The following is a 26,080-nucleotide window of genomic DNA, read 5'->3' on the forward strand; positions in this document are numbered from 1 at the left end:
GCCGCCGCGCGGCTCAAGCCCCGCAGCTCACGGTCGGATTGAAGTCGCGTGTCGGGCTGCGAAGCGCCTCAGGGAGGCGCGCGTTCCCAGACCCGGGTGACCCCGATCTTTTCGGCCGGACGGATCAGCCCGTCCCGCGCCATACGGCGCAGAAGATGCAAGGTGCCGGTACGGCTCATGCCGAGCCGGTCCTGCAACTCGCTCTGTGTCCTGGGTCGGCGCAGTTGATCGAGAACGAGCTGGCGTCGGGCGGTGGCCCCGGCATTTCGCCGGCCAAGGTTTTCCGGGGTCTGATTGTGCATTCTTGTTCCCGCCCGACACCTGCTCGACGGTCCCGCTGGGGATGGGACCGATCGGGTGACGCCTCTATGCGCTCAACTCATCCATTTTCTTCCCGGCATTGGGGCCGGAGCGCAGCGACCATATCTCGTCGATATGAACGAGAACCGCGAATTTCGGCGTCTTCATCCCGTTCTTTTCGGCAAAGGCCACGGCATTGTCGAAAGGCGCCCCTTCGGTGAACAATTCCGGCGTGCCCAGGAACCGATAGCCGTCCAGCTTTTCGCGGTCGATCACCGCCACGGCGATCCTTGATCCGTTCTGCATATTGGTCAGGGTCTGGCCGCCGGTATTCTCGTTGAAGATCAGCGTACTGTCGTCATAGACGCGCAAGCTGCGCTTGGGGCCGAGATTGGGAATAGCGCCTTCGGTCACCGTTGCCTGGATCGGAGTCTGCGTGGCCAGCATGTCTTTCATGGCCTGGGTCAAGGTTTTCATCGTTCGTCTTTCTGTCAGTGGAAGGGCCGCCCTATGATCTGCGCCGGGCGGCATGGCGGGATCAGATTGTCGGATCAGTTGGACAGGCCGCAGTGCCCGCAGCTTTGCAGGTCGGTGGCGCGTTCCATGTGAGTGGCCGCATGACTGACCGCGGCGGCGCTCTCGCGCAGCTGAAGGACGTAATGCCCGATGGGTGGCGCGGGCGCATCTTGCGCCGCGAGGTGCCCGGCCAGTTCGGAGAGCGTATATTTCAGGTGCTGGATGCAGGCGATCCGCAGTTCGAGTGGGGTCGCCGGTTGCCGCGCGGCACCATTCAGGCGATCGAAGGCAAGGATCAGTAGACGACGGCATTCGGCCTCGCGCCCCTCCTGTCGGGCAAGTTGCGCGAGGTTGTGGCAGGCGATGTTCATGATTGCCGGCAGCGGGATTGCCGTATCGTTCGGATTCAGGGTGGCGAAGATCCGCTCGGCTTCCTCAAGGCCCCGAAGGTAGAGTTTACGGGCCGGTTCGACCGCGCCGTCCTTGAACGCCTGATTGGCCGCCGAGGTCAGTTCCAGCCAGCGGTGGTCGCGCAGGATCGGGGTGGCCGTCGCCATGGACAGGTTTTCGGGCTGGGTACGGGCGTTCATGGTGCATCTCCGGTGAGGTTCGGTTGCGGGCATGACGAAGCCGTGCGCGCATTGCGCGCACCTCGTCAGACGGAAAGGGTGAGACTCGAGGCCCATGCGGAGATGGGAAGCCGCGGGTCGGGGATCTCAACTTGCAAGCGGGTGCCCCTGGCTATGGGCGGTATTCCCTGGGGTGCCGCCATTCAGGATCGTCGCAATGACAGCAAGTGTATGAGCGATTCCGAGAATGGAGTTGATCGCGCCATCCCGGACCCCGCCTGCGCGCACAGCATGGAGCCGGGACAGAAGATCGACCTGGCCGGCCCAGGCGGCGGCCGCAGCGAGGGAGAAGAGCGCCATGGCCGCCGCTTCCTGATCCTGCGGCGGGACGGCTCCGGGTTCGTTTGGGGGCTCCTCTTGTGCAATCAGATCGGAGGCGGGTTGTTGCGCCAGGAGGGATGCCACCGCCGCCCGTTGGGCCAGGTCGCGCGTCTGATGGGGAATTCGAACTTCGGCATCCCGCAGGACTGCCTGTATCAGATCGGCATTTCCGGTGGCGATGCCGGCCGCGATGACCGAACCCCATTTCTGATCTTCGTTGAGCGTTGCGTTTCCCTGATCCAAGACAAGGAGAAGCCGCGTTCCCGCTGATCGCGCCCAGGCGGGCAGGGTCGCGCATAGGGCAGCCAACGGCCGGTGTGGCGGCTCGCAAGGTGACTGGCCAATCAGAGACTGGCGCGCGATCTGGCGCAGATATTGGCGGCGGTTCATATCTCTGTTCCTGTATCCCGCGGTCTCTCCGGTTCCAGCCGGATCACCACGTCGATATTGGCGATGCGGTAGCCTTGCGGCGGTTCAGGAAGCCGGGCGAAACTGATTTCTTCCGGCGGAATGTCGATGACCCGGTTGTCAGCCTCGACATGGAAGTGGTGATGGTCGCCGGTGCCGATGTCGAACTGTGCCGGGCCGCCGGCCGTGGCGAGACGGCGGATCAGACCATGCGCGGCAAACTCGTTCAGGGTGTTGTAAACGGTGGCCATCGACAGGCGCTGGCCGGTCTCCGCAGCCACGGCAAAGATCTCCTCGGCCGTGAAATGGTGATAGCTTCGGCCGAACAGGATGGCCGCGATGGCGCGGCGTGGGCGGGTGCTGCGCAACCCTGCTCCGTCCAGCAGGTTTGCGCCTGTGGGAGACGGGTTACGTGGATCGGTTTGGAGAATGGCTTCCTTGAGCATGGGAGCTGACTTGTTGCTGGCGTTTCGGGTCAGGATCTTTGAACGGGAGAGTCATTCCGGCGGATGCGGCAGAGAATATCGACGCCGGAAAGGACGTAGCCGGGCGGCGGTGGCGGCAGATCGCCGAGGCGGATCAGGTCTGGCGGGATGTCGAGCAGGCGGTCTTCATCCTCGACGTAGAAATGATGATGATCTTCGCCTTGCAGCTCATACCATGCGGTGTTGCCGTAGATCGGCACGCGGCGCATGAGGCCCGAGGCGCAGAAGTGCTTCAGGCTGCCATAGACCCGGCTCAGCGAACCCGGGGCGCCGCGTCGGCGCACCTCGTCAAACAGCCCCTCTGCCGAGACATGCGCCGGAGGCTGGCCGAACAGGATGTCGATCATAGCCAGTCGCTGCCGCGTCGCACGCAGCCCGGCTTCCGTCAGGATGCGGCGCGCTTCGTCGGGGGCGAGCCCGTTGTCATGGCTCAGCGTCATGGATGACCTCATATATTGCGAGTGAGTCGCAAGAAGGATGCGCTGGCTGGGCAGGGGAGGTCAAGCCAATATTGCGACTGATTTGCAGTTGCAATTTCGCGGGCACCCGCTATCCATACTGCGACTCACTCGCAACTAATCCGTTAGGGAATGTTTGCGAAGGCTTCACGACCGGAAAACACGAAAGGACTTCTGATGTCTTCGACACTGTCGCGTCTCCTGGGCGCAGTGACTGCCACGGCCCTGATGGCCGGTACCGCTATGGCGGATGATGATCGCCTGAAGGTGGTGACGACCTTCACCGTGCTGGCTGACATGGCGCAGCGGGTTGCCGGGGATGCGGCCGATGTCGTGTCGATCACCGTGCCGGGGGCCGAGATCCATGGCTATGAGCCGACTCCGCAGGATATCGTGCGCGCTCAGGATGCCGATCTGATCCTGTGGAACGGCATGAACCTGGAACTGTGGTTCGAGCAGTTCCTGCGCAATCTGGGGGATGTGCCCTCGGTGACGCTGACCGACGGCATCGACCCGATCTCGATCTCGGGCGGGGAATATGACGGCAAGCCGAACCCGCATGCCTGGATGGGGATCGACAACGCGCTGATCTATATTGACAATATTCTTTCCGCCTTCGCCGAACATGATCCGGAAAATGCCGCGACCTATGTGGCCAATGCCATGGCTTATAAGGCGGAATTGCGCGCCGTGCTGGAGCCGCTGCGCGCCCGGATCGCGACGGTGCCGGAGGCGCAGCGCTGGTTGGTGACCTGTGAAGGCGCCTTCAGCTACATCGCCCGCGATTACGGCATGCAGGAGCTCTATCTCTGGCCGATGAACTCGGACGCCATGGGTACGCCACAACAGGTTCGTGGTGTTATTGACGGTGTGCGGGCCAACAACATCCCGGTCGTCTTCTGCGAAAGCACGGTCAATACCGCACCGGCCGAGCAGGTCGCGCGGGAAACCGGTGTGAACTATGGCGGCGTTCTCTATGTTGACAGCCTGTCGGAGCCCGATGGTCCGGTTCCGACCTATATCGACCTGCTTCGTGTGACTTCCGAGACCATCGCCAATGGTCTCGCCCCTGCCGCGCAGTAACCCTCCTGCTGAGCGATCTGGCCTGCCGCGCGGTTTTTGCGCGGCAGGCTGCGGCATTCAGGCATCCCCACCCGGGCGACCGACCCTTTCCGGCAGAAAGACCACAGATGATGCAAGACAGATCCATTCAGCCAGGTCAGGGCGATGGCAGCGGGATCACCGCCCGCGATGTGACTGTGACCTATCGCAACGGTCATACCGCGCTCCGCAACGCCAGCTTCCAGATCCCGAAGGGAACCGTGACGGCGCTGGTCGGCGTGAACGGTGCCGGGAAATCGACGCTATTCAAGGCGGTGATGGGCTTTGTGCCGGTGGCAAAAGGCGAGATCCGGTTGCTCGGCCTGACGGTGAAGGAGGCGCTGAAGCGCAATCTCGTCGCCTACGTGCCGCAGAGCGAGGAAGTCGATTGGTCCTTTCCGGTGCTGGTCGAAGATGTGGTGATGATGGGGCGCTATGGCCATATGGGCTTCCTGCGCCGCCCCTCGAAAGCTGACCATGATGCGGTCAGCTCCGCGCTGGCGCGGGTGAACATGCAGGACTTCCGTCATCGCCAGATCGGCGAGCTTTCGGGTGGCCAGAAGAAGCGCGTGTTCCTGGCCCGCGCCCTGGCGCAGGATGGGCAAGTGATCTTGCTGGATGAGCCCTTTACCGGCGTCGATGTGAAGACCGAAGAGCAGATCATCGCGTTGCTGCGCGAACTCCGCGCCGAGGGCCGGGTGATGCTGGTCTCCACGCACAATCTCGGCTCGGTGCCTGAGTTCTGCGACCGGGTGGTTCTGGTGAAGGGCACGGTGCTGAGCTACGGTCCCACCGAGACCACCTTCACCCGCGAGAACCTGGAACATGCCTTCGGCGGTGTGCTGCGGCACTTCACCCTCGGCGGCGACGCGCTGCACGACGATGACGATGCGCGCCATGTCTCGATCCTGACCGATGACGAACGCCCCCTGGTGCAATATGCGGGCCGCACCCATACTGCGGCAGGGGAGGGGAAGCAGTGAGTGTGCTTCTTGAACCCTTCACCTATGGTTACATGACGAATGCGATGTGGGTCTCCGCGCTTGTCGGCGGCGTCTGCGCCTTCCTGTCGGCCTATCTGATGCTCAAGGGCTGGTCGCTGATCGGCGATGCGCTGTCTCACTCAGTCGTGCCCGGTGTCGCTGGCGCCTATATGCTGGGCCTGCCTTTTGCGCTTGGCGCATTCATCTCCGGTGGGCTTGCTGCCGCGGCAATGCTGTTCCTGTCGGACCGTTCGGGGCTGAAGGTTGATGTGGTGATCGGGCTGATCTTCACATCGTTCTTCGGTCTTGGCCTGTTCATGGTCTCTATCAATCCGATGTCGGTTTCGGTCCAGACCATCACCATGGGCAATATCCTTGCGATCTCTCGCGACGATACGATCCAGCTTGCGATCATCGGCTTCGTCTCTCTGGCGGTTCTGCTGATGAAATGGAAAGATCTGATGGTCGTCTTCTTTGACGAGAGTCATGCCCGTTCCATCGGTCTGCATCCCGGCTTTCTGAAGGCGGTGTTCTTCATCCTGCTGTCGGCCTGCGTGGTGGCAGCGATGCAGACAGTCGGGGCATTTCTGGTGATTGCCATGGTGGTGACGCCGGGGGCCACGGCCTATCTGCTTTGCGACCGCTTTCCGCGTCTGATTGCCCTGTCGGTTCTCATCGGGACGGTGACGAGTTTCGTCGGCGCCTATGCCAGCTACTTCCTCGATGGTGCGACCGGCGGCATTATCGTCTGCCTGCAAACCCTGATCTTCCTTGCGGCCTTTGTCTTTGCACCAAAACACGGGTTGCTGGCTGCCCGCGCCAAGGCGCGTGCTGCGCTGCGTGAGGAGGCAGTTCAATGATCGACCAGCTTCTGCTGCCCTTCCAGTTCGGCTTTATGCAAAATGCCTTCTGGATCGCCGCCGTGGTCGCCGTCCCGACCGCACTCTTGTCCTGCTTCCTTGTCCTCAAGGGTTGGGCCCTGATGGGGGATGCCGTCAGCCATGCCGTGCTGCCGGGGATCGTTCTGGCCTATATCTTCGGCTTCCCCCTGATCCTTGGGGCCTTCGCTGCTGGCCTCTTCACCGCCGTTTCAACCGGCTATCTGGCCGAGAACAGCCGGGTGAAGCAGGATACGGTGATGGGGGTGGTCTTCTCGGGCATGTTCGGCCTCGGGATCGTGCTCTACACCTCGATTACCTCTGACGCCCACCTTGACCACATTCTCTTTGGCAACATGCTCGGGGTGGGGTCGGAGGATCTCTGGACGGCAGGCATCATCGGTGCGGGTGTCTCAGCTTTGCTGCTCCTGAAATGGAAGGACCTGATGCTGCACGCCTTCGATCCGGCGCAGGCGCGGGTCTCTGGTCTGCCTGTCGGGCTGCTGCATTATGGCCTGCTGACCATCCTGTCGCTGACCATCGTAGCCACCATGTCGGCAACCGGGCTGATCCTGGCAGTGGGCCTGCTGATTGCACCCGGGGCGATTGCCTTCCTCGTGACCCGCAGTTTCGGCAAGATGCTGGCGGTCTCGGTCGTGGTCTGCCTGTTTTCGATGCTGGGCGGTGTCTATGCCAGCTTCTTCCTCGACTCTGCCCCGGCGCCGACCGTGGTGCTGATCCTGACAGCCCTCTTCCTGATCGCCTTTGTGCGCAAGATCCGCCTGCAACGACAGGTCACGACAGCAATCTGAGCACATCCGAACGGAGCACTACCCGTTCCATATACTGCTGTTCTGGCGGGGTGACCCGCCAGCAGCCCCCTCTGGCACGCCTCGCGTGCCCTCTTCAAAGGACGTTCCGATGCGTGGCATCTCTCGCGCCGCAACCGCATTCGCAATCGGTCTGACTGCAACTGCAGCCTCGGCCGAAACCACTTCCCCATGGGAGGGCAATATTGATCTCGAGTTCGGTATCGATTCCACCTTCCGAGCTGATGACCCTGATGCAAGGCTGACCGACACATTCGGCAGTGCAGCCTTCGCGCTCCGTCTGCGCATGACGGACGGCATCGCGTTGAACTTTGGTGCCACCGCAGAGGCGGTGCTTGATCCGCGCCCCGCCACAGATCGCACCTTCGGAGATATCGGCCTCTATATCGATACGCTGAATCTTGAGGCTGAAATCGGTCCGGTCACCCTGACCGCAGGCAAGTTCGGAGCTGGTTTCGGCACGGCCTGGGACACGATGCCGGGGATTTGGAGCGCTGATCTGGCTGAGGATTATGAACTCGCCGAGCAGCTTGGTGTCGGCCTGTCGTGGGATCTTGGTGCAACACCGCTTGGCAGTCTGACTTTGGGTGTCAATCTCTTCACTGCGGATACCACTACGCTCTCGGATTCCGCATTGACCCGGCGCGGCCGGTTGACGCGCGCCGACGGCGGGGCCGGCAATACCGGGCGCCTCAACAACGTCTCGTTGACCCTTGATGGCAGCGACCTTGAGGCTGCACCGGGCCTTTCGTGGCATCTGGGCTATCGGCAGTTGAAACCGGGCATTGGAGACATTGCCAGTGAGCGCGGCATGGTCTTCGGTTTGGCCCAGACCTTTGAACTCGGGAATGGGACAGAGCTGACCGTTGCGGGCGAAGTCGCAAGATTGCGCAATGCCGGTGGCAGCGCCGATGATGCGGACCATGCCACGCTCGGCCTCGGGCTGGCACGCGGTGCCTGGCATGGCGAACTTGCGGCGTCCTCCCGTCGTCTCACTCTCGGAGCCGGAGGCTCGGCACGCGACACGCTTGTCCAGATCTCCGGCGGCTACACCTGGGATAACGGTATCGATCTCAGTCTTGGATATGGCCGTTTCTCGGAGGCCGGCTCACGTTCGGAAATTATCGGTCTGCGCCTGACGCGCAGCTTCTCCTTCTGAACACATGGCTCACGCCCCTGGCGCAAGCGTGCCGGGGGCAGTTCATCATTGGCCGGAAACCATGGCATACCTCGACTGGACCATCCCTCTGAAGCTGCTCGCGGTTCTCGTGCTCGTCGGCGCGAACGGCTTCTTTGTTGCCTGTGAGTTCTCGCTGGTGGCGCTGCGACGTTCACGTATCGACCAACTGCGCAACGAGGGGCACCCGCTGGGCGGTGATCTGACCCGTGCCAGCGACAACCTCGATTCCTATCTCGCGGCCACGCAGATCGGGATCACGCTGTCCTCGCTCGGTCTTGGCTGGATCGGTGAGCCGGCGGTGGCTGCGGTCCTTGGGCCATTGTTCTCGGGCCTGCCATCACCGCTAAACTGGCTTGGAACCCATACAGCCGCCTTCATCATCGCTTTCAGCCTGGTTACGTTTCTCCATGTGGTCTTTGGCGAGCTGTTGCCCAAAAGCCTTGCCATCCAGCGCTCCGAACAGGTCGCGCTGCGCATCACCCGGCCACTGGCGCTGTTCCTCCTCGTGTTCAGGCCGCTGCTCTATGTGCTGAACGGCTTTGCCAACTGGGTGTTGCGCAAGATCGGCCTCGATCCGGCGACCGGAGAGGGCCACCTCTATTCCATGGAGGAGTTGCGCCTGCTGATCTCGGCCTCGAATGAAGCCGGGCTGATCCACAAGGCGCAGGGGAACCTTGTCGATCGGGCCCTGACAATGGGTGACCGCAAGGCTCTTGCCTATATGACCCCCGCGGTCGATCTGGAATGGGTGGAGGCAGATCGTCCCTTAGCGGAAACCCGGGCGCAGATGCTGGCGAGCCCCTATAGCCGTTTCCCGGTCAGGATCGGCGATGGCGGACAGATCGGCATCGTCACGGCCAAGACCATCCTTGGTCTCGATCCGTCGCTACCCACGCTTCCGTCGGAGGCAATCATGGAGGCGGTCTTCCTCCCGGAATATGCACGAGTGGTCCAGGTCATGGAGGAGTTTCGCCGCAAGCATCTCGAATGTGCTTTGATCCTTGATGAACTGGGCGATCTTGAGGGTATGCTGACGACCCACGACCTGTTCGACGCGCTGGCCGGTGACAGTCGGACGCCGCCGCAAAAGGTCAAGATCAAGCCGCGGAAAGCGGGAACGCCAGCGCAGCCAACCCAGATCGAGGATGGCCGGATATTCGATGCCGGTCTTCCCGTTGACGAGTTCGCACGGATGGTCGGGCGGCCGCTTCTCGGGATGGAGGAGAACCGCTGGTATAATACGCTCGCCGGCTTCGCTCTTGAGCGGCTGAAGCAGCTACCGCAGGAAGGGCAACGCTTTGGGCATGACGGACTACTTTTCGAGATCGCCGAGATGCGTGATCGGAGAATTCTGCGGATATCCGTCTTTGAGCAAAGTGGCCCTCGTCCGGAGGACGCCTCGTCGAATGGTGCGGAGAACCAGCTGCCCCAGGTTGGCTTGCAGAAATGTCACGCCTGAGTGAGAGATGGAATCTCGCCAGAGGCGACGTTCCATATCCAGACATCGAGATCGGGATGTGAAGGAACAAATGTTTCCAGGTCCGCTCGGATCAAAGATTCGTCCCGCGGCGGAATGATGTAGAGGGCCAGTGGCTTTGGGTGGTGCCGTGGGAGGAGTGCAACCATCTCGGAATCCTCAGGGGCCTGCCCAAAGTTGAGTTTGCGGATGCTCTCTTCGCGGAGTCCGGCCAGTTCGTTCAAAAGGCGATGCTCATAGATGCTGCTGAACGGGATCCAGTTCGTCGTGCAGACCATCAGGACGATCTCTTCTACACTGGCCAAGCCGGCGGGATTGAGGCCGAACGTCGCGAACAAGATGAGATGGCTACTTTCGTCCGCTTCCCAGAGAGAGAGTTCGTTGGCAAACAGGGTCTGGACCCTCGACCATGACCGATCATCGATCAGGAGCGGGAAGTCGGGCAGATGGCGAAGGATGATTTTCCGGCCAAGGCGTGACGTGTCGATGGATTTCACCTCTCCAAGCATCAACATCAACCGGCCCTGGCCACCGGCTCCGGGTTGCAGCGGAAGAAGGGCCGCCATCCTGCGCTGCTCGATCTCCGATTTCGCCTCCAGGCGGAAGGTTTCGGGTATGAACAGCAGTGAAGCCAAAGTCTCGCCCCGGACCATCATGGTGCGGGAGGCTGCGATCAGATGCGATCTGACCGTCCACCAATAGCGCTTCCCCGCCCAGTTTGCTGTCCATCTGGTCAAATCGGCCTCATGCCAGAGCAGATGGAGCAGCGCGGCCAGGGAGAGCTTTGGAGGGACCATGACGACAGAGCTCTTGACGCCTGGAATCGCAGGAGCAGAGTTGCCCGGATTGCGGGTACCGGTTTTGGCGAGGCCGAACCCCAGCTTCAGCGACACCCGACCGGTGGCGTCATCCCGGCGGATTGCATTGCCTATGAGGGTGTCCAGTGCCGATGTGCTCCACTGCGGTTCAAAGGCCTCGCAGCCGGGATCGTGGCTTTCCCCGGAAAGCGGCATGCGCTTAACGAGGTATTGGCCACCAATTTTGGCGATATAGGTCGGAACACCTGGTTTTCTGCAAAGGCACAGGGGGCGAATTCTGTCCTGCCAGGCCCGTTCGAGGGCCTTTTGGAATTCGGGGGCGGATACCTTCAGGATGGTGCCGTTGATGTCGAAGCGGCGCATGTTGGCTGCCTTTCAAACTGAGGGGAAGCGATTGTGGTGCCGGGACGTGACGGAGCCCGGGGGTCCTGCCTGTACAGGGCCACGTTTTCGCTCGACAAGCCCGATGAGGCTTCCGGCCAGGTTAAGCCGGCCGCCCCGGTGTAATCGGATGAAGGTTCTGAGCAGCCCTCCCGGTGATCTGACAGGGGTGACCGGGTGGTTCCGATTGGCGTCAATGATCAGGATCGCGAGTGCCGCACGCAGAGGGCTCAGCTGGTCCAGAGCCTCTTCCCAGGCTGAATCGCTGATACCCAGTTCCGGTACACGCCGCGCTGCAGCCTCTATGAAGTCGGTCTGGTCAAACTCGCGCCGGCCATCACGAACCCCGTCGAGCCAGAAGCGCATTTCCTCACTGGAAATGGCATAGAGTTGTGTCGGCTTCAGAAATGCGGTGTCAGCGGATATGATATTGGCAGGGGGATTGCTTTCTTCCGACCGCGAAGCATGCTGGCTTTCCTGGCAGCTACAGGATTCAGGAAATCTTTCGGTTGTATCTTGTATATGGCACCGGAAGTCCGTTTCCGGTTCACCGGAAGGCTCATGGCACAGATCGCGGAATTGGCTGGCCTCGCGAACTGCCGCAGCGATAGCGGCGCGGTATTCGTCGAGGGCTTCTGCGGTCCATCTGCGGTCCATTCGATGCGGCCATGCATCTTGCGCTTGCTCCAGCTGCAGCAGCTGAGGGCTTTCAGGATGGGTTTCCCTGAGCTCAGTAAGGAGCAGTCTGAACTGTTGCCGAAGGGCAAGACAGGACAGGCGGAGGGCGCGCACCCGGTTGGCCTCGCGCTGGAGAAGTTCTCTCAACTCGAAAAGATGTGTCACCTGACTGATCAGGGGGCTGAACGACAGGCCATATTTTTCGGGCGAGGCCGTTACGGGCGCACAGCGGCGGCCGTTACCGATGGTGCCGCGTGAGATGAACCCGAGCCTGACAAGAGCTGCCTCATCGTAGCGCAGCGCGCGGGCCGATTTGTCCAGATCCATTGCCAGCTGCTGCTGCTGCACATAACAGACTGCATCCGTGCCCGGGTCGGTCCAGTCAGAGGGCCGCGTCCGCCGGATCATCGCGAGAAGGGCGTCGAGCCGGGCGGGTGACAAGCCCAAAGCGCTTCGCAGATCTATAAGCAGTCCCTCGATATCGCCGCGCTTCAGTGTGCCGGGCAGGACTGGCCAATTGGACGAGGGGTCTTGCAAGCAGGCCTGATTGCTTCTCATGCCCTTTGATCCTTCATTACAGGCAGCGAGCAGGACGCAGGGGATCGATCGCAGAAACTGCGATTTCTCGTTGCGCATGGTCCGGGGAGGAGCTACGCTTAACCTTGTCGTGGTCGGGATTGCCGTCCCTGCGTAGTCTTGCCTCCCCCCGTGCCGGTTGCCGCCGCGCGGGTGTTGCAATTTGTGGCTACGCGCGAGATCGAGCCGGAGTTGGCCGCTGGACCTCGCGAGCGAGCATTACAGATTTCCGCACATCTCTGGCGAACCCCGCGGAAGGTGGGATTCAAAGAGGCCAGGAGTCACGGACACGTGGCAGACCTGCGGGGAAGGGATCATGGCCGCGCCAGTTTTCGGTTTCCTATCAAGGTAGAAATGGCTTTCCAGATCTCTCCTCATGGATGATCGCCTGTGGTGGACACGAGTTCACCGCAACGTTCACTACCGTGAGAAGGAATGTCGGTATGTCGCAAGAAATCCCAAGTTTCGGCTGTGTCACGCACAACCTCTATGCCGTTCGGTTGAATCGTGGGGGTCGGACGGAACTCTTGCTTGTCGGCGTGAGGTTGCAGACAGATCTGGGTCAGCATTTCGAATTCCTCTTCGACGGAGAAACCGCTGCGGGCGCGATTGTGCTTGCCCAGCCGCTTGACCTGCCCCTGAGCGGGACATCAGGGCTGTTGTCAGCCCTCATCGGTTGACCCTTCCCGATTTCCGACGGAGCTGAGCGCGGATGAAACGGACGGTTTCCAGCGGAATCCCGGTGCTCCCGGCGATTTCTTCGTCGGTGTGGCCCTGGCCAATGGCGTCCCCGATCCTGCCCCAGTCCAGCGGAAATGACAGATCAGAGCGGTTCGCGCCGCGCTTTGAGCGCGTGCGCGGGCTGCGCAGAACCTTCTCGATCTTTGCACAAGCCGCTTCGCTGATTTCTGTGGTGGAACGTGAGATGTCGAGCGGAACGGCAACCTGGGGCAAGCCCCAGCTATCGACGAGCCGGATCAGTCCGAGCGGATCAGAAAACACCTTGGGGCGAGGATTGGTGGAAAGCCCAAGTGTGCAGTTTACCTTGTTGTCCAACGGTGTCGAAAGGGTGAGCCTGATCTCCCCATCCTGTACGAGCCTGTCGATATGGAGAAGGCGGCTGCGCAGCAGTTGTTCACGAAAGCGGATGGATGTCATGGTGATGGGGGGCAAGGCACACCTCATTGCATGGCGGTACGCTCGGCACCTGAAGGTGCCGGTGACGTTAGCCGCCGTTTCGGGCTGGGTCCGCTTGAGCCTGGTCAGAAGGACGTGTGCCGGACTGGGGATAGAGCGGAAGCGAGTCTGGATTATTGATCTATGACACCATCACGGCACATTTAATATCATTTATCAACATAAACTATGAGATGTTGACCTTGGCTAATCGTTGTTAGGTGGTCGGCGCGTCGCCGACGGTGGCTGTCGCGGCGTAAAACAGTTGGTCATGGCGCTCCAGATTCATGATATTATTGACTAAAATGAGTTTGGTACATTTCAGCCTGGGACGCTTCTGCATTCGCTGAAGCCCGCCGCAGGTTCCATGCGAGATGACGATTGATGCTGTCCGGAAGTGGCGGATACGACCCGTAACGCCGAGGCTGCTGTTCGCCGACATCTGACAGGAATCTGCGATCTTACAAGAATTGCCCATTGTCAAAAAATAGGTGGAAACGCGTAAGAATGGTATGTATTGTCAAGACGTGCAGGTTTTGCGCGAAACGTCGACAATTCAGCAGACCATCCATCGGGAGGAGACCCGTCGTGGGAGAACAGGCAAACCGGAAGCCTCATGTCGTGTTCGAGAGGATGGCAGCACAGCTGGTGAGGGAGGGAGCTGATGTGGAACTCATTGCCCGAGGCAAAAAGGGGACCCGGGACATCGATGGCTGGTATATGATGATCAGGCAACCAGACGGACGGCGCCTGCTCGTACTCACAGTGCGGGAGGCCAAGCTGAAGTTTACGCAGACGATTATCGCTGTGTTCAGAATGCTCGAACGCATGTCGGCGAAAGAAATTCTTGTACCGCTCGAAGCACAGATTGAAACGGAAGGCGAACTTTGGGCCTTGCATGCCCGACTGAATGCTGAAGCTGGTACGCAAAGCGCAGGATAGCGGGAGAACCGTGGATCGGATTACAATCCGATCTGAAGGGTCGGCATCGAGATGATCGTTCCTCAGTTTTGACATTTGATACTAAACGTCAACGAATCATATTGATTGATTCACTCTGATCTGTAATGTGCGTCGGGCAGGCGGCCTGCTGACCACATCCCAGCTCCAGAGGTAACTCCATGAAACTTTTGCGTTTCGCGGTGGCCGTTGCGGCCACCCTGCTTCCTGCTGCGGCAATGGCCGCAGGTGCCGGTACCGGCGTCGAGGCCGGTTTCGCCGGCATCACCACCACGCTCACGACCCTTCTCAGCGGTGCGGGCGGCTATCTGATCCTCATCATTTCGATCATCGTGGCGGCGATCACGCTGATGGCGACCGGTCGCTGGACCTTCGTCATCACGGCGGTCGCCGTTTCGCTCTTCCTCGGCTACGGCGTCTCGATCGTTTCCTCGATCGGCGGCGTGACTGCGACGATCGATATGCTCGCTGAAGCTCCTGTGAGCTTGCCCGTGCAGCACCCGGTTCTCTGAGCCGCCGGCCGCACGGCTTATCCCGTGCGGCCATTCCTGTCCTTTCCAGCTACATTCGAGGAGCAGATGCAGGAGAACGTCGTCCGCATCGAACAGCGCCTTCAGGATCAGGCCCGCATCCTTCTCTTCCCAGTGGATGAGGGACTGGCCCTGCTCGCGCCTGCAGGCGTTGGTATTGCCCTGCAATCCGCCATCTCCGGGATCATCCTCGGTGTGATCAGCTACCTCTTGTGGAAGCGCCTGAAGGGGGAAGGCGGCCTGGAGCGGTTGCTCGCACTTCTTTACTGGTCTCTGCCCCGCGAAGTCGGCCCGATGAAATCCTGGCCCGACAGCTCCGTGACGATCTGGAGGGGCTGATGGATTTCGCCACCCTCAGCCGCAAGATGAAGGCCGCACAGAAGGCGCGCAATGTGCTGGTGGTGCTGCTGGCGGTCTCGGTCGCGGGCAATTTCCTGCAAAGCTACCGGATCAGCCAGGAAAACACTCAGGTCGTGCTGATCCCTTCCCGGGTGAGCGACGGTATGGTGGCCAGGGGTGCCGCAGATATCCGCTATATCGAGGCGCTCGGCCTCGACGCCGTCTATTCCATGTACACGATCAGTCCGGGCACGATCCGCTATGGCAGGGATGTGATCGAGCGGATCGCCGCAGCCCAGGACCGGGCGCGGTTGCTCGAAAGCTATGATGACATCGCGGAGGACATCCGGTTGCGCCGGATCTCGACCGTGTTCCGGCCCGAGCGGATCGAGCACAACCTCTCCCGCCTCCAGATCGTCGTTGAAGGCAGTCTGGCAACCTATCTCGACACCACTGAAGTCTCGACGGGACCGCGCCGGATCCAGCTCAGCTTCGTCGAGGAAGGCTCCTCGATCCGGCTGTCTCGGATGGACTTGCTGGAGGTCGAGAAATGAACCGCTCCCTGATCATCGCCGCGTTGATCGCGTCTCTGGCCTGGCCCGCGCTTGCGGAACAAAAGCTTTCGACCCGGCCGAACGGCTCGGTGCGGATTTCGGCCTCGGCCGGGGATGTGACGCGGATCAGCGTCGCCGGCGACCGGATCCGGCGCATCATCAAGGATGAGAGCCAGTTTCAGGAAATGAACGACGAGGCAACCGGCGACATCTTCCTGCGCTATGCCGGGGATCAGTCAAAGCTCGCCCCCGAATCCGGCTATATCATCACCGAACGCGGGGTCACGATCAGCTACGAGCTGACCCCGAAATCGAACCTCGGCGCCGAGACGGTCATCATCACGGTCAATGGCTTGCCGGATCTCCCGGCAGGCACAACGAGCGGCAGCGCGGGCGCAAGCGGGCAGAGATCTGCGGCGGGTTTCGAGCTGGCGGCGGGTGAGGGCGGCGGGGGGTATGCCTCCAGCCTCGTTGCCTTCACCCGTGCGACCATCGACAAGCATGTCGCCGGGCGCGCAGCCCCCTCGCGCGGGCATGGCACCGTAGTTGCCTCGGAAACCGGCAGCGGCATGCGGGCCCGGGTGATCGTTGCGGCTGGCGGAGAGTCCGGCCGCTATGTCCGACCGCAGGATTTCTTCAACAGCAAGGTGCTCGCCGTCTGGGTCGAGCGCAATGATCTCGCGCCCAATACGCGGGCCTGGGTCGTGGTGGTGGAGAAACGCTGATGGCTGAGGCACGCAAGCAAAAGCAATGGCTGATCCTTGGCATCGCCGGTGGGGTGCTGCTCCTCATCATCCTGTTTCTCGGCCAGGTGATGAATGCCCGTCGAAGTGCCTTCCAGGGCATCGGCAGTTCCGGTCATGTCGATGAGACAATCATCGCGGACCGCACCTCGCAGGCCTCCCCGGAACTGACCTGGGCGAGACAGAGCCGGACCGAGATCGAAAGGCTCAGCAAGACCGTGACCGAGCTGACCGCAAGTGTCACCGCGCTGACCGAAAGCCAGAAGGCGGAGATCGAGGCGATCCGCGAGCAATATGACGAGGTGATCGTCACCCAGCAGGCGGAAATCGACGCGTTGAAGACCGGGGACCCCGGAGGGGCGGCCGCAGCGGCACCGCCGGGTGCGGCTCTTGGTCCCAATGGCGAGAACTATGGCCAGGAGTTCATTACCGGTGGCGGCCGCACGGCCGCACCAGGAAGACCTGGCGCAGGGGCCGCTGGCAGCGAGGCAGCCGTCCAGCCCTTTGGCGGTGGCTTCGCCATCGACTTCTCGCTGACGCCGCTGCCGGAACCGCCGCCTGCGGCGCCGGATGACCGCTCATCCAGCGTCCATGTTCTCGGCTCGTATATTCCGGCCGGAAGCTATGCCCCGGCGGTGGTGATCTCCGGTGTGGATGCCTCGACCGGCGTCGTCTCCCGCGACAATCCGGTCCCGGTGCTGGTGCGGATCACCGGGCCTGCCATCACCGCAGCCGGCGGCGCGGGCGCAGGTCGGCGGATCGCGATCACCGGCTGCACCGTGCTCGGCTCCGCCATGGGCGATCTCTCCAGCGAACGGGTCTATGTGCGCCTGACCACCCTGACCTGCCTAGGGAAAGGCGATCAGGTGATCGAGACCCAGGTGGCAGGCCTTGTGGCAGGCTCAGGCAAGGCCGGCGTGCGCGGCCAGGTGGTCAGTCGCGAAGGCAACCTCGCAAGGAGTGCCGCACTCGCCGGCGCGCTTGGCGGTTTCGCCGATGCCGTCTCTTCGGCCGCCTCGATCGCAGGCTCGAATGATGGCGCCGAGACCGTGGGCTCGGTTCTGGCCGGCGCAGGCACCGGCATGCTGGGCGGTGCGGCCGGAAATGCCGCCGACCGGCTGGCCGAATACTACATCGATCGCGCCGAACAATATCAGCCCGTGGTCTCGCTCTATGCCGGGACCGAGGTCGAGGTCGTCTTCATGGAAGGAGTCTCGCTCAAATGAGCCTTGCTTTGCATCCGGGCGCGATTTGCGCGCTTCTCCTGCCTCTTGTTCTCGCGGCCTGCGGCAGTGGCAATACCGAGAAGGATTTCCTCTGCCCGGCCCAGACCGGCGGGTCGCCCTGTGCCACGATTTCTGAGGCGGATCGCGGCGGCACCCCCCGGACGCAGCCGGTCGAGGAGCGGTTTGCCGACACGCTCGGCAAAGAGATGTCCCAGACCCCGCTTGCCGCCACCGGTGGCAAGGCCGGGGCAGGGGGTGCTCCCGGCGGGATGGGGGACGGTGGTCAGGCCTATGCAGCCGCGCAGTACCGGGTTCCTGAACAGGTGGGCACGCTCTGGGTCGCCCCGCATCTCGATGCGGACGGGTTGCTGCACGAGGCCGGGTTTGTCCATTTTGTCGTGCAGGAGGCCCGCTGGGCCTCGGGCAGGCCGTGATGGGGGCGTTCAAATCCTTCTTCGCAGGCCTTTTCGATGATCCCGACTGGTCGGAAGACGAGCCGCAATCGCTTGCCAGCGATGTCGTCGCGGAACTGCTGCCCTATCGCATCTATGACCCGGAATCCGAGCTTTACTTCAACGAGAACTCGACGGGCTTCATCATCGAAGTGAACCCGGTCATCGGCGCCGATGATCTCGCCTCGAACCTGCAGGCGGTGATCAACTCGAACGCCCCGAATGGGGCCACGATCCAGTTCCTGAACTGGACCTCGCCCGATATCGATGGCCCGCTGATCCGATGGGCGCGACACCGGCTGACCGGCGACGATCTGGTCAAGGAGATGGCGCAGCGGCGGATGGGTCACCTGCGGGCGGCGCGCTACGGCAACGACCATGTGATCAAGGCGGTGCCGCATCATCGCCGGGTGTTTGTTGCCTGCTGGCTCGACGGATCGGTCGACCTCAGCGGCCAGAAGGATCTGCGCAATTTTCGCAGAGCGCTCTACTCGGTCTTCGGCGGCGAGCAGTTCGTGCGCCACCTCGGGCCTGCGGATTTCGTGCGGCTGATGGGCGAGCTGCTGCATTGCCGGGGGCTCACCGGCATATCGCAGCTTGAGTACAGCGCCGAAGAGGCGCTGAACCACCAGTTGCCCGGAGCGGGCCTGCTGGTGCGCCGGGCGGCCATCGGTCTTCTCGGCGATCCACCCATGGCGGTGGCCAGTGCCAGTGTCCGACGCTACCCGCGGGAGTGGCAGTTCGTCCTCGGCATGCTGCTGAACGGCGTGCCGGAGCGCATCGCTGATCGCCCGGTCGGGCCGGTTCTGACCTCCTTCGCGCTGCGCGTTCGCTCGAAATCCGATGCCTCCGGTTTCTTGATGAAGAAACGGGCCGGGCTCCAGCACACCGCCAGCACACAGTTCGCGCGGTTCGCGTCCAACCTTGCCGAGAAGATGCAGGAATTCGACGGGCTCAACGAGGCCGTGGAGATGGGCGAAAAGCTGCTCGATACCGTGTTCACGGTCTCGGCCTATACGCTCGGCGGCATCGAGGATGCGCGACACGCGCTCGCGGAAATGGCGAAGATCTACCGCTATGCCGGGCTGGTGCTTGAGAACGATACCTTCGTCCAGCTCCCGATCTTCCTCTCGGCGCTGCCTTTTGCCGTCCATGGCAAGCGGATGGAAGATCTGAAGAAACTCCAGCGGATGAAGATTCTGAAGGCCGAAGCCGCCGCAGCCATGGCGCCGATCCATGGCGAATGGACCGGCTCCGGCAACGGGCGTGGCGTGCTCCTGCTCGGCCGCCAGGGTCAGATCATGGACTGGGATAATTTCCTGTCCGACGGGAATTACAACGTCTCGGTCGTGGGCAAGTCCGGCGCCGGCAAATCCGTCTTCATGCAGGAATTGGTGACCTCGATCTATGCCGCCGGCGGCAAGGTGGTGGTGATCGACGACGGCTATTCCTTCAAGACCACGGTCGAGATCATCGGTGGCAGTTTCGTCGGTTTCGACGGCTCGCGCGAGATCAGGCTCAATCCCTTCTCGATGCTCTCGGTCGCCGATATGGGCCGGGACGAATACCGCGCCGACGCCGTGGAATTGCTGACCCGGATCTTTGCCTCGATGGCTGCGCTCGGGGAGGGGGGCCAGTCCCGGGTCGAGGATCTCGAAGAAGGCTTTATCAGCCGTCTCGTCGGCGAGGTCTGGGACGAGAAAGGCCCGGCGGCCGAAGTCACCGATGTCTGGGAGCGGCTGAAGGCGATTGCCAGCGAGGACCAGCGCCTGATGGATGTGGTGGTCAAGCTGCAGGCCTTCACCCGCGGGGGGCCCTATGGCGCCTATTTCGCCGGGCCCGCCAACCTGAAGCTCGACAGCGATTTCACGGTCTTCGAGCTTTCCGACATCAAGGGCCAGCGCGTGCTGCAGGATGTCGTTCTGCAGATGATCATGTTCCTGGCGACTGAACTGATGTTCAAGACCGAGCGTGCCACGCCGGTTGCCATCCTGATCGACGAGGCCTGGGACCTTCTGCAGAGCCATGCCACGGCGAAGTTTATCGAAGGCGTTGTGCGCCGCGCCCGCAAATACACCGGTGCGCTGATCACCGGCACGCAAAGCATCGACGACTATTACGACAATGTCGCCGCGACGGTCTGTCTGCAGAACAGTGATTGGACCGTGTTTCTGGCCCAGAAATCCGAGACCATCGACCGGCTGGTGGCCGACGGGCGGCTCTCGGTTTCGCCCCATATCGCCGGCCAGCTGAAATCCCTGCAATCGGTACGCGGCCAGTTCTCGGAAATGGGCATCAAGGGGCCCGGCGGCTGGTTCTTCGGTCGGCTGTTGCTCGATCCCTTCTGCCTCGCGGTTTATTCCTCGAAAGGTACCACGGTCGAGAAGATCCGCCGCCTCCGGGGTCAGGGCTACAGCACGGTCGAGGCAATCCGCATCCTTGTCGAAGAGGGGGCGGTCGAATGAAGCTGAGCCTCGGTCGTTTCATCGAACTGGCGCTGACTGCGATGATCAGCATCGCCGTCACCCTTGTTATCGTTCTTGCGACGCAACCCGTCGGCTTGCCCACCGGGATCGTGACCATTGATGCGACCGAAGCGGTGCTGCGCTTCATCCAGGCCGGTGGCCGGGAGATGTCGGATGCCGATTATGAACAGGTGGCTCTCGCCTGGCAGGCCGATCTCGAAGCTGCCATTGCGGAGTTTGCCCGCGCCAATAACGTGATCGTGGTGAACTCGGCGGCGGTCCTTGCGGGAGCGCCCGATATCACTGGCCTTGTGGCCGATCGCGCTCTGGCCGGTGCGAGCACGCGAGGAGACCTGCAATGAGGGCAGGACGCATTCTTCGCTGGAGCATCATCACCTGCGGCGCCGTATTTTGCCTCGCCGGGTTCTGGGCGCTGAACGCCTTGCGGCTGAACATCAATGCCTCGGATTCCATGCCGGACCATGCTTACGTGATGTGGGCCTGGCCGAAGCTGATCTGGCGCGGCGCGGTGATCGCAGCAGATCCGCCCGAGGCCTATGCCGGACGTTTCGAGGGGCTGTACTTCACCAAGCGGGTCGAGGGTCTGCCAGGCGACCGCATCTTCCATGTCGGCAATGCGGTCTGCATCGAGGCCAGGTGCTTCCCGCTGGCGATACGCGATGGGGAGGTTTTCGACGCGCCGCTCCCGGAAGGTCTGATCCCTCCGGGCAGCTATGCCGCCTTCGGCACTTCCGACGATTCCCTCGACAGCCGCTACGCCACAGTGGGCCTCTTTCCACGTGATCGCATCCGCGCGGTCGGTTTTGGCACCGATCTCATCCCTGAATGGAAGGAGTTGAAGGCATGGCTCGACGCCCGCGGATACTGATCCTCCCGTCCCTCGCCGCAAGTCTTCTGGCCTTCACCCCGTTGCAGGGCGTGGCAAAGAACTTCGGCGCCTATGGCACGGTCTTTCCGATCATCGAGCCGGATTTCCTCGAAGAGATCCTGTCGCGCTTCCGGGCGATGGAGGAAAATGGCGGGCTCGCGCAGATGGAGCGCGACATGCAGGATCGCACCCGCGAATACCTCGAGCGGCCAACCTCGCTGATCGATCTGCCCGCCGCCGAGGAATACCGGGCGTTCCATTTCGATCCGTCCATCACCATCGACCGCGATCTGGCCGATCACAACGGGACGGTTTTCGCGCGCGCCGGCACCACGGTGAATCCGCTCGCCTATTCCGGGTTTTCGAAGCGCATCGTGGTGATCGACGGCGATGCCGCGGATCAGGTCAGCTTTGCGCTGGAAGAGGGCGACGAGCTGGACACGCTGATCGTCATCGCCCGAGGTGCGCCGCTCGATCTGATGCGCCAGCATGGGCGCCGGTTCTGGTTTGACCAGGATGGGGTGATCGGCGCGCGCTTCGGCCTCGAACATCTGCCTTCGGTAATCACCCGGGCAGATCCCTTGCTGCTGATCGAAGAGATCCCGACCGGGGAGGCGGCCCAATGAAACGCATCGGATTTCTGCTTGGCCTCGCCCTCTCGATGATCCTGACCACCGAGGCCGCCCTGGCCAAATGCAATGTCCGCTTCCTCAATCCGATCACCGAAGTCTGCTGGGATTGCATTTTTCCGATATCCATCGGCGCAATCCGCGTTCTGAACAAGCGTCCCGATACCTCGAACCCGTCGCTGCCGGTCTGCATCTGTCCCGGCGTGCCGCCGCGGATCGGCCTCGCCATCGGGCTCTGGGAGCCGGCCCGCCTCACCGATGTCGCCAATGAGGCCGGCTGTTTCGTCAATATGGGCTTCAAGGCCGATCTGGGCCTGTTCTCGATTGGCAAATCTTCGGTCACCAGCTCGGACGGCGATCAGACTGGCAGCAAATGGCAGGTCCATTACTACTATTACCCGCTGATCTCCTGGCTCGGCACAGTGGTGGATGGCCTCTGTCTTGAGAACACCACCTTTGACATCGCCTATATCAGCGAGTTCGACCCGCTCTGGCAGGACGCGGAGCTGAACACGATCGTCAACCCCGAGGCCATCCTCTTCGCCAATCCCGTGGCCCAGGCAGCCTGCGCGGCCGACTGCGTTCAGGCTTCCAGTGGCGGCCTGCCGATGGACAGCCTGTTCTGGTGCAATGGATGTCAGGGCGGGATGTATCCGATCCAGGGCGACAGCAACGCCCATTATGGCGGTGTCCAGGCCAGTGAGACCGTGACCGCGAAGATGATCGCGCGCCAGCACAGGCTTGGTCTTGCCCGGAACACGTCTTCAAGCAGCTCCGCGCTCTGCACGCCCAATGTCGCGCCAATCATCAAGAAATCGCAATACCGGCTGCAGATCACCCGGCCGCGCGCCGCCACGAGCGGGCGCTATGCCTGCGGGCCGCTCGGTTCTTCGACCCAGTTCGTCGATTCCATGCGGGAGTTTCCATATAAAGGGGAGAGCTTCGGATGGCTCATGTGGCGGAAACGCAATTGCTGCGCGCTCTGATGCGAGGGACAGGCGTCGCGGCAATCGTCCTCGGTCTGGCATCCCCAGTGTCGGCCGAGGACGAGCCCCCGGTGCAGTTCGCGCCGGGGGCAACCGGATCGATCACCATACCTTTGGTCGATATCGTCAGGGACGCCGAGCGTCGCGGCGAAGAGCTGGCCGACAGGCTCACGATCCAGGAGCCTCGGGAAGGGGTGGAGATCGAGGATCTGGAAGGGATCCGCACACGGGCGTTGAACGATCCCCGCGTGCGGCGTTTGCTTGGGACGGATGGCGCCGGGCCGGAGGAGGCCCCGCAGGAAAAATACGCGGAAACCCGGGCGATCCTGTTCGCGAGCTTCTCGATGCCGGCAGCATCGCTCCGGCAGATGATGCAGGAAGCCACAGATCACGGGCTGACCATCGTGTTTCGGGGCTTTGTCAACAACTCGGTCTTCGAGACCCGGGCAAAGCTCGAGGAGGTTTTCGGCGAGGACGAGATCGGCGAGGCTTTCGCCATTGATCCGACCCTGTTCCGGCGCTTCGATATCCGTGCCGTGCCGGTTCTCGTGGTCCTGGGCGAAAGCCTGGACGTCTGCGAAACCCCTGCCTGCGAGGCAGATCTGCCGCCGCGCCATGATCGGCTGAGCGGCAATATCCCTGTCGAGACAGCGCTGCGCCTGATCGCAGCCGGCAATGGCGATGCGGCCGAAGTGGCCCGGGCACTGGCAGAGGTGCCAAAATGACCTTCCGGGCGCTGCTTCTCTCGGCGAGCCTGATGGCATTCGCGCCGCCGGTGGCAGCGCAGGAGCCGGATTTCGATCCCTCGGCCCGGGCGAAGGCCGCAGGTGACGCGGCGCGGCTCGGGCAGAGGTCTTCGGTCTTTACCGGAGGCACGGTGTCGGAGGTCGTCACCCCGTTCGAGACGGCAAATCCGCCCGAGACCACCATCAGCAGCGGCAACATCGAGGCCAGGCAGAACGAAGTGATCGCCGGCGAAACCGATGCCGCAGACGCCTATGGCAATGTCATCGACAGCGTGACGCTGCGCCCCGCCTATGACCTCGGGACCGACCATATCGGTGTCACGGTCGGCGACCAGGCGACCATCAGCGCCGAAGAAATTGCAGGCCAGTACTTTTCCAGCACCGTCAGTGCCGATCCGGCCTGCAATTTTAGCGAGTTCAGCGTGCTGGAGCCTTTCGAGCGGTTTTGTGACGTGCATTCCAACATGCGCGAGGAAACCTGTACGATAAGCCGGGTTGTCGAGGTTGACCGCCGGGACACCTGGCGATGCGACCGGACCACCGACGATGTCACCGTCACCTGCACACCCGGCGAGGACGGGGTCTGTGCAACAGAAGATTTGCCCGAAGGCAATCCGGCGAGCCAGTGCAGCTTCATCGAGGAGCGCTGTACCGCCTGGGAGAGTTCAACGATCCGGGAACCGCAAACGGGATCCCGGTTCGTGACCAGCGGGGCGAATGCTTCCTATGTCTGGTCGGATGAGCTGTTCAGCTTCTATGTCTGGGACGGCGAGATCGTTGGCTTGTCGCCGTCGGGGGATGACAGTCCCGACCCGATGTTCATTCCCGATGGCGAATGGCTCTATCACAAGGATTGCGCCCCCGATGCGCCCTATGGCGCCTATGGCTTCTACGACTGCGGGATCTATCGCACGAAGGAGGGGCTCCTGACCGAGGAGCAGGGTCCATTCTACGGGCTTGAGGAGGGGGTAGGCTACGGCTGGTTCGACGAGGATGGCGTCGGCGGCCCGCTGATCTGGGCCGGGGTGAACTATGGCTATCACACCGACGGGGCTGTGATCGGCGACTGCACCTATAACTACGGTGACTGGGGGCACGCCTTTGCCGATTTCTCCTGGGCTCCTGTCTACAACAGCCCGGTGATGCGCGAGTTCTGGTATCCGGTCCGTCGCACCTGCCAGGTCGAGAACCGTTGCAGTCAGATCGAGCGGGATTACAGCTGCACCACCAATGATCAATGCGGCTCGCTGGCTGCGAACACGTCCTGCAGCCGCACCGAACATAGCTGCCTCACCACCGGCGATGCAGGCTGCGAGCTGGAGCGCTCGACCTGGGACTGTCTGAACGATCTCAGCGACCACGCACCCGCCGCACGCCTCGACTCCCGCATTGAGCGCATCGAGGACCGGCTGGTCAATTCCTGCGACCCGTCGCCCGAAGCACAAGGCTGCATCGCGGGAGAATCCGTCTGCTCGGTCGGGGCCGAAGTCCGCACGATCATGGGTTTCCCGGTGTCCCGCGACTGCTGGGAGTACGAGCAGGGTTTCACCTGTCTGGCGGAAGGCGTCGAGGACTATACCGATTGCGGCCCGTTCCAAGCCGATCCGTCCTGCGAGGTGATCGGGCAGACTTGCCTCAGCTTCGTGGAATCCGACGAGACGGTCGGGGGAACGCCCGCCGAATGCCAGCATTGGGAATACCAGTATCGTTGCGGCGGCGGGATGGAACTTCCCGAACATTGCACCGCCTTCAACGTCTGCGTCGGCGAACTCTGTGAAGGCATCATCGACGAGCCGAACACGGATTTCGGCAATGCGGCGGCCTGGCTGACCGTGCTGGATGAGGCTGCAAAAGACAGCGAAAAGTCTGTCGACATGCAGGACGTCACGCTGTTCTCGGGCACCGGGCGCAACTGCAAGGTTGGCGCGCTCAGCACCATCAACTGCTGCAACGACAGCGGATGGGCGAACGGCATTCTCGGCGATTGCTCTGAAAGCGAACTGGCGCTGATGGATCGCATCCAGGCCAAGGCGGCCGTTTATATCGGCACCTACTGCTCACGCAAAGTCCTCGGCGTCTGCCTCCAGAAGCGCCGTAGCTACTGCACCTTCAACAGTCAGCTTGGCATGGTGTTCCAGAAGGAAATCCGCCGCCTCGCCGGGCGCGGATGGGGCAGCGCCAAAAGTCCGAACTGTGCCGGCCTGCCGCTCGATCAGATCGAGACCATCGACTGGGATCAGATCGATCTCAGCGAGGCCTTCGAGGACATGATGAACGACGCCAACGTGCCCACCACCCAAATGGTCACCGACTATCTGCGCGACCGTCTCGAGCTGACGGCGGGGGCGATTTCCGAAGGAGATTGA

The 26,080-nt window shown here is 62.1% G+C and carries 30 protein-coding genes; 21 read left to right on the plus strand and 9 right to left on the minus strand.

The window, feature by feature from the left end; all coding sequences use genetic code 11:
* Positions 1–68 precede the first annotated feature (68 nt).
* The 6 genes from HOY34_RS07300 to HOY34_RS07325 all read right to left on the minus strand — a co-directional run bounded on the left by HOY34_RS07300 (position 69) and on the right by HOY34_RS07325 (position 3,099).
* On the minus strand, positions 69–302 hold the full coding sequence (locus HOY34_RS07300; protein ID WP_172361374.1) for a winged helix-turn-helix transcriptional regulator: 234 nt from the start codon (positions 300–302) through the stop codon (positions 69–71).
* A 64-nt stretch (positions 303–366) separates the two neighbouring features.
* Entirely contained in the window at positions 367–777 is a 411-nt protein-coding gene (locus HOY34_RS07305) for a pyridoxamine 5'-phosphate oxidase family protein (RefSeq protein WP_172361376.1), read from the minus strand.
* Between the two features lie 74 nt (positions 778–851).
* The gene (locus HOY34_RS07310) at positions 852–1,406 is read right to left on the minus strand and encodes a DUF2753 family protein (protein ID WP_172361378.1); all 555 of its coding nucleotides are present in this window, start codon (positions 1,404–1,406) and stop codon (positions 852–854) included.
* Between the two features lie 126 nt (positions 1,407–1,532).
* Positions 1,533–2,156 (minus strand): hypothetical protein, encoded by a 624-nt coding sequence (locus HOY34_RS07315; protein WP_172361380.1) that lies wholly within the window; start codon positions 2,154–2,156, stop codon positions 1,533–1,535.
* On the minus strand, positions 2,153–2,620 hold the full coding sequence (locus tag HOY34_RS07320; protein WP_172361382.1) for a Fur family transcriptional regulator: 468 nt from the start codon (positions 2,618–2,620) through the stop codon (positions 2,153–2,155). The genes HOY34_RS07315 and HOY34_RS07320 overlap by 4 nt, the downstream gene beginning before the upstream one ends.
* Before the next feature lie 29 nt (positions 2,621–2,649).
* Complete coding sequence (locus HOY34_RS07325; protein ID WP_172361384.1) at positions 2,650–3,099, minus strand: Fur family transcriptional regulator; 450 nt, start codon at positions 3,097–3,099, stop codon at positions 2,650–2,652.
* Positions 3,100–3,294: 195 nt separating this feature from the next.
* Between HOY34_RS07325 and HOY34_RS07330 the strand changes: the two genes are divergently transcribed.
* The 6 genes from HOY34_RS07330 (at position 3,295) to HOY34_RS07355 (ending at position 9,548) form a co-directional block, all read left to right on the plus strand.
* Positions 3,295–4,200, plus strand: coding sequence for a metal ABC transporter substrate-binding protein (locus HOY34_RS07330; RefSeq protein ID WP_172361386.1), 906 nt, complete (start codon positions 3,295–3,297; stop codon positions 4,198–4,200).
* A gap of 110 nt (positions 4,201–4,310) precedes the next feature.
* On the plus strand, positions 4,311–5,201 hold the full coding sequence (locus HOY34_RS07335; protein WP_172361629.1) for a manganese/iron ABC transporter ATP-binding protein: 891 nt from the start codon (positions 4,311–4,313) through the stop codon (positions 5,199–5,201).
* Positions 5,198–6,061, plus strand: coding sequence for a metal ABC transporter permease (locus HOY34_RS07340; RefSeq protein ID WP_172361388.1), 864 nt, complete (start codon positions 5,198–5,200; stop codon positions 6,059–6,061). The genes HOY34_RS07335 and HOY34_RS07340 overlap by 4 nt, the downstream gene beginning before the upstream one ends.
* Positions 6,058–6,891, plus strand: coding sequence for a metal ABC transporter permease (locus HOY34_RS07345; RefSeq protein WP_172361390.1), 834 nt, complete (start codon positions 6,058–6,060; stop codon positions 6,889–6,891). The genes HOY34_RS07340 and HOY34_RS07345 overlap by 4 nt, the downstream gene beginning before the upstream one ends.
* 109 nt (positions 6,892–7,000) lie before the next feature.
* Positions 7,001–8,068 carry a hypothetical protein gene (locus HOY34_RS07350; protein WP_172361392.1) on the plus strand — a complete coding sequence of 356 codons (1,068 nt, stop codon included), beginning with the start codon at positions 7,001–7,003 and terminating at the stop codon, positions 8,066–8,068.
* Between the two features lie 61 nt (positions 8,069–8,129).
* Positions 8,130–9,548 (plus strand): hemolysin family protein, encoded by a 1,419-nt coding sequence (locus HOY34_RS07355; RefSeq protein WP_172361394.1) that lies wholly within the window; start codon positions 8,130–8,132, stop codon positions 9,546–9,548.
* Here the strand turns inward: HOY34_RS07355 and HOY34_RS07360 are convergent.
* Both HOY34_RS07360 and repC read right to left on the minus strand, forming a co-directional pair.
* Positions 9,539–10,747, minus strand: coding sequence for a DUF1173 family protein (locus HOY34_RS07360; RefSeq protein WP_172361396.1), 1,209 nt, complete (start codon positions 10,745–10,747; stop codon positions 9,539–9,541). The genes HOY34_RS07355 and HOY34_RS07360 overlap by 10 nt on opposite strands.
* 12 nt (positions 10,748–10,759) lie before the next feature.
* Positions 10,760–12,079: a replication initiation protein RepC gene (gene repC, locus HOY34_RS07365; protein WP_172361398.1), complete on the minus strand. Its 1,320-nt coding sequence runs from the start codon at positions 12,077–12,079 to the stop codon at positions 10,760–10,762.
* A gap of 383 nt (positions 12,080–12,462) precedes the next feature.
* On the opposite strand from repC, the gene HOY34_RS07370 reads away from it, so the two are divergent.
* Positions 12,463–12,699, plus strand: coding sequence for a hypothetical protein (locus tag HOY34_RS07370; RefSeq protein ID WP_172361400.1), 237 nt, complete (start codon positions 12,463–12,465; stop codon positions 12,697–12,699).
* On the opposite strand, the gene HOY34_RS07375 is transcribed toward HOY34_RS07370, so the two are convergent.
* Positions 12,689–13,192, minus strand: coding sequence for a helix-turn-helix domain-containing protein (locus tag HOY34_RS07375; protein ID WP_172361402.1), 504 nt, complete (start codon positions 13,190–13,192; stop codon positions 12,689–12,691). The genes HOY34_RS07370 and HOY34_RS07375 overlap by 11 nt on opposite strands.
* A 591-nt stretch (positions 13,193–13,783) precedes the next feature.
* On the opposite strand from HOY34_RS07375, the gene HOY34_RS07380 reads away from it, so the two are divergent.
* The 14 genes from HOY34_RS07380 to traN all read left to right on the plus strand — a co-directional run bounded on the left by HOY34_RS07380 (position 13,784) and on the right by traN (position 26,080).
* Entirely contained in the window at positions 13,784–14,137 is a 354-nt protein-coding gene (locus tag HOY34_RS07380) for a hypothetical protein (RefSeq protein ID WP_172361404.1), read from the plus strand.
* Positions 14,138–14,316: 179 nt separating this feature from the next.
* Positions 14,317–14,667, plus strand: coding sequence for a hypothetical protein (locus HOY34_RS07385; protein ID WP_172361406.1), 351 nt, complete (start codon positions 14,317–14,319; stop codon positions 14,665–14,667).
* Between the two features lie 66 nt (positions 14,668–14,733).
* Positions 14,734–15,024 carry a type IV conjugative transfer system protein TraL gene (traL, locus tag HOY34_RS07390; RefSeq protein ID WP_172361408.1) on the plus strand — a complete coding sequence of 97 codons (291 nt, stop codon included), beginning with the start codon at positions 14,734–14,736 and terminating at the stop codon, positions 15,022–15,024.
* Entirely contained in the window at positions 15,024–15,578 is a 555-nt protein-coding gene (locus HOY34_RS07395; RefSeq protein ID WP_253944289.1) for a type IV conjugative transfer system protein TraE, read from the plus strand. Before traL ends, HOY34_RS07395 begins: the two co-directional genes overlap by 1 nt.
* On the plus strand, positions 15,575–16,303 hold the full coding sequence (locus HOY34_RS07400; RefSeq protein ID WP_172361410.1) for a TraK domain-containing protein: 729 nt from the start codon (positions 15,575–15,577) through the stop codon (positions 16,301–16,303). Before HOY34_RS07395 ends, HOY34_RS07400 begins: the two co-directional genes overlap by 4 nt.
* Entirely contained in the window at positions 16,303–17,547 is a 1,245-nt protein-coding gene (locus HOY34_RS07405; protein WP_253944290.1) for a TraB/VirB10 family protein, read from the plus strand. The genes HOY34_RS07400 and HOY34_RS07405 overlap by 1 nt, the downstream gene beginning before the upstream one ends.
* On the plus strand, positions 17,544–17,981 hold the full coding sequence (locus tag HOY34_RS07410; protein ID WP_172361412.1) for a TraV family lipoprotein: 438 nt from the start codon (positions 17,544–17,546) through the stop codon (positions 17,979–17,981). Before HOY34_RS07405 ends, HOY34_RS07410 begins: the two co-directional genes overlap by 4 nt.
* Positions 17,981–20,464 (plus strand): TraC family protein, encoded by a 2,484-nt coding sequence (locus HOY34_RS07415; RefSeq protein ID WP_172361414.1) that lies wholly within the window; start codon positions 17,981–17,983, stop codon positions 20,462–20,464. Before HOY34_RS07410 ends, HOY34_RS07415 begins: the two co-directional genes overlap by 1 nt.
* A complete protein-coding gene (locus HOY34_RS07420) occupies positions 20,461–20,826 on the plus strand; it encodes a TrbI F-type domain-containing protein (RefSeq protein WP_253944291.1) in 366 nt (121 codons plus the stop codon). Before HOY34_RS07415 ends, HOY34_RS07420 begins: the two co-directional genes overlap by 4 nt.
* The gene (locus HOY34_RS07425; protein WP_172361416.1) at positions 20,823–21,353 is read left to right on the plus strand and encodes a S26 family signal peptidase; all 531 of its coding nucleotides are present in this window, start codon (positions 20,823–20,825) and stop codon (positions 21,351–21,353) included. The genes HOY34_RS07420 and HOY34_RS07425 overlap by 4 nt, the downstream gene beginning before the upstream one ends.
* On the plus strand, positions 21,329–21,979 hold the full coding sequence (locus tag HOY34_RS07430; protein WP_253944293.1) for a hypothetical protein: 651 nt from the start codon (positions 21,329–21,331) through the stop codon (positions 21,977–21,979). Before HOY34_RS07425 ends, HOY34_RS07430 begins: the two co-directional genes overlap by 25 nt.
* Positions 21,976–22,968 (plus strand): conjugal transfer pilus assembly protein TraU, encoded by a 993-nt coding sequence (gene traU, locus HOY34_RS07435; RefSeq protein WP_172361418.1) that lies wholly within the window; start codon positions 21,976–21,978, stop codon positions 22,966–22,968. Before HOY34_RS07430 ends, traU begins: the two co-directional genes overlap by 4 nt.
* Positions 22,968–23,693, plus strand: a complete 726-nt coding sequence (gene trbC, locus HOY34_RS07440) for a type-F conjugative transfer system pilin assembly protein TrbC (protein ID WP_253944295.1) — start codon at positions 22,968–22,970, stop codon at positions 23,691–23,693. The genes traU and trbC overlap by 1 nt, the downstream gene beginning before the upstream one ends.
* On the plus strand, positions 23,690–26,080 hold the full coding sequence (traN, locus tag HOY34_RS07445) for a conjugal transfer protein TraN (protein ID WP_253944297.1): 2,391 nt from the start codon (positions 23,690–23,692) through the stop codon (positions 26,078–26,080). Before trbC ends, traN begins: the two co-directional genes overlap by 4 nt.

Origin of the sequence: Pseudogemmobacter hezensis (assembly GCF_013155295.1) — a bacterium.
Classification (GTDB): domain Bacteria; phylum Pseudomonadota; class Alphaproteobacteria; order Rhodobacterales; family Rhodobacteraceae; genus Pseudogemmobacter; species Pseudogemmobacter hezensis.

What these genes read in the sequence shown, in the direction of transcription:
- HOY34_RS07300 (WP_172361374.1), bottom strand. Translation starts at nt 302, where the DNA reads ATGCACAATCAGACCCCGGAAAACCTTGGCCGGCGAAATGCCGGGGCC.
- HOY34_RS07305 (WP_172361376.1), bottom strand. Translation starts at nt 777, where the DNA reads ATGAAAACCTTGACCCAGGCCATGAAAGACATGCTGGCCACGCAGACT.
- HOY34_RS07310 (WP_172361378.1), bottom strand. Translation starts at nt 1,406, where the DNA reads ATGAACGCCCGTACCCAGCCCGAAAACCTGTCCATGGCGACGGCCACC.
- HOY34_RS07315 (WP_172361380.1), bottom strand. Translation starts at nt 2,156, where the DNA reads ATGAACCGCCGCCAATATCTGCGCCAGATCGCGCGCCAGTCTCTGATT.
- HOY34_RS07320 (WP_172361382.1), bottom strand. Translation starts at nt 2,620, where the DNA reads ATGCTCAAGGAAGCCATTCTCCAAACCGATCCACGTAACCCGTCTCCC.
- HOY34_RS07325 (WP_172361384.1), bottom strand. Translation starts at nt 3,099, where the DNA reads ATGACGCTGAGCCATGACAACGGGCTCGCCCCCGACGAAGCGCGCCGC.
- HOY34_RS07330 (WP_172361386.1), top strand. Translation starts at nt 3,295, where the DNA reads ATGTCTTCGACACTGTCGCGTCTCCTGGGCGCAGTGACTGCCACGGCC.
- HOY34_RS07335 (WP_172361629.1), top strand. Translation starts at nt 4,311, where the DNA reads ATGCAAGACAGATCCATTCAGCCAGGTCAGGGCGATGGCAGCGGGATC.
- HOY34_RS07345 (WP_172361390.1), top strand. Translation starts at nt 6,058, where the DNA reads ATGATCGACCAGCTTCTGCTGCCCTTCCAGTTCGGCTTTATGCAAAAT.
- HOY34_RS07350 (WP_172361392.1), top strand. Translation starts at nt 7,001, where the DNA reads ATGCGTGGCATCTCTCGCGCCGCAACCGCATTCGCAATCGGTCTGACT.
- HOY34_RS07355 (WP_172361394.1), top strand. Translation starts at nt 8,130, where the DNA reads ATGGCATACCTCGACTGGACCATCCCTCTGAAGCTGCTCGCGGTTCTC.
- HOY34_RS07360 (WP_172361396.1), bottom strand. Translation starts at nt 10,747, where the DNA reads ATGCGCCGCTTCGACATCAACGGCACCATCCTGAAGGTATCCGCCCCC.
- repC (WP_172361398.1), bottom strand. Translation starts at nt 12,079, where the DNA reads ATGCGCAACGAGAAATCGCAGTTTCTGCGATCGATCCCCTGCGTCCTG.
- HOY34_RS07370 (WP_172361400.1), top strand. Translation starts at nt 12,463, where the DNA reads ATGTCGCAAGAAATCCCAAGTTTCGGCTGTGTCACGCACAACCTCTAT.
- HOY34_RS07385 (WP_172361406.1), top strand. Translation starts at nt 14,317, where the DNA reads ATGAAACTTTTGCGTTTCGCGGTGGCCGTTGCGGCCACCCTGCTTCCT.
- traL (WP_172361408.1), top strand. Translation starts at nt 14,734, where the DNA reads ATGCAGGAGAACGTCGTCCGCATCGAACAGCGCCTTCAGGATCAGGCC.
- HOY34_RS07395 (WP_253944289.1), top strand. Translation starts at nt 15,024, where the DNA reads ATGGATTTCGCCACCCTCAGCCGCAAGATGAAGGCCGCACAGAAGGCG.
- HOY34_RS07400 (WP_172361410.1), top strand. Translation starts at nt 15,575, where the DNA reads ATGAACCGCTCCCTGATCATCGCCGCGTTGATCGCGTCTCTGGCCTGG.
- HOY34_RS07405 (WP_253944290.1), top strand. Translation starts at nt 16,303, where the DNA reads ATGGCTGAGGCACGCAAGCAAAAGCAATGGCTGATCCTTGGCATCGCC.
- HOY34_RS07410 (WP_172361412.1), top strand. Translation starts at nt 17,544, where the DNA reads ATGAGCCTTGCTTTGCATCCGGGCGCGATTTGCGCGCTTCTCCTGCCT.
- HOY34_RS07415 (WP_172361414.1), top strand. Translation starts at nt 17,981, where the DNA reads ATGGGGGCGTTCAAATCCTTCTTCGCAGGCCTTTTCGATGATCCCGAC.
- HOY34_RS07420 (WP_253944291.1), top strand. Translation starts at nt 20,461, where the DNA reads ATGAAGCTGAGCCTCGGTCGTTTCATCGAACTGGCGCTGACTGCGATG.
- HOY34_RS07425 (WP_172361416.1), top strand. Translation starts at nt 20,823, where the DNA reads ATGAGGGCAGGACGCATTCTTCGCTGGAGCATCATCACCTGCGGCGCC.
- HOY34_RS07430 (WP_253944293.1), top strand. Translation starts at nt 21,329, where the DNA reads ATGGCTCGACGCCCGCGGATACTGATCCTCCCGTCCCTCGCCGCAAGT.
- traU (WP_172361418.1), top strand. Translation starts at nt 21,976, where the DNA reads ATGAAACGCATCGGATTTCTGCTTGGCCTCGCCCTCTCGATGATCCTG.
- trbC (WP_253944295.1), top strand. Translation starts at nt 22,968, where the DNA reads ATGCGAGGGACAGGCGTCGCGGCAATCGTCCTCGGTCTGGCATCCCCA.
- traN (WP_253944297.1), top strand. Translation starts at nt 23,690, where the DNA reads ATGACCTTCCGGGCGCTGCTTCTCTCGGCGAGCCTGATGGCATTCGCG.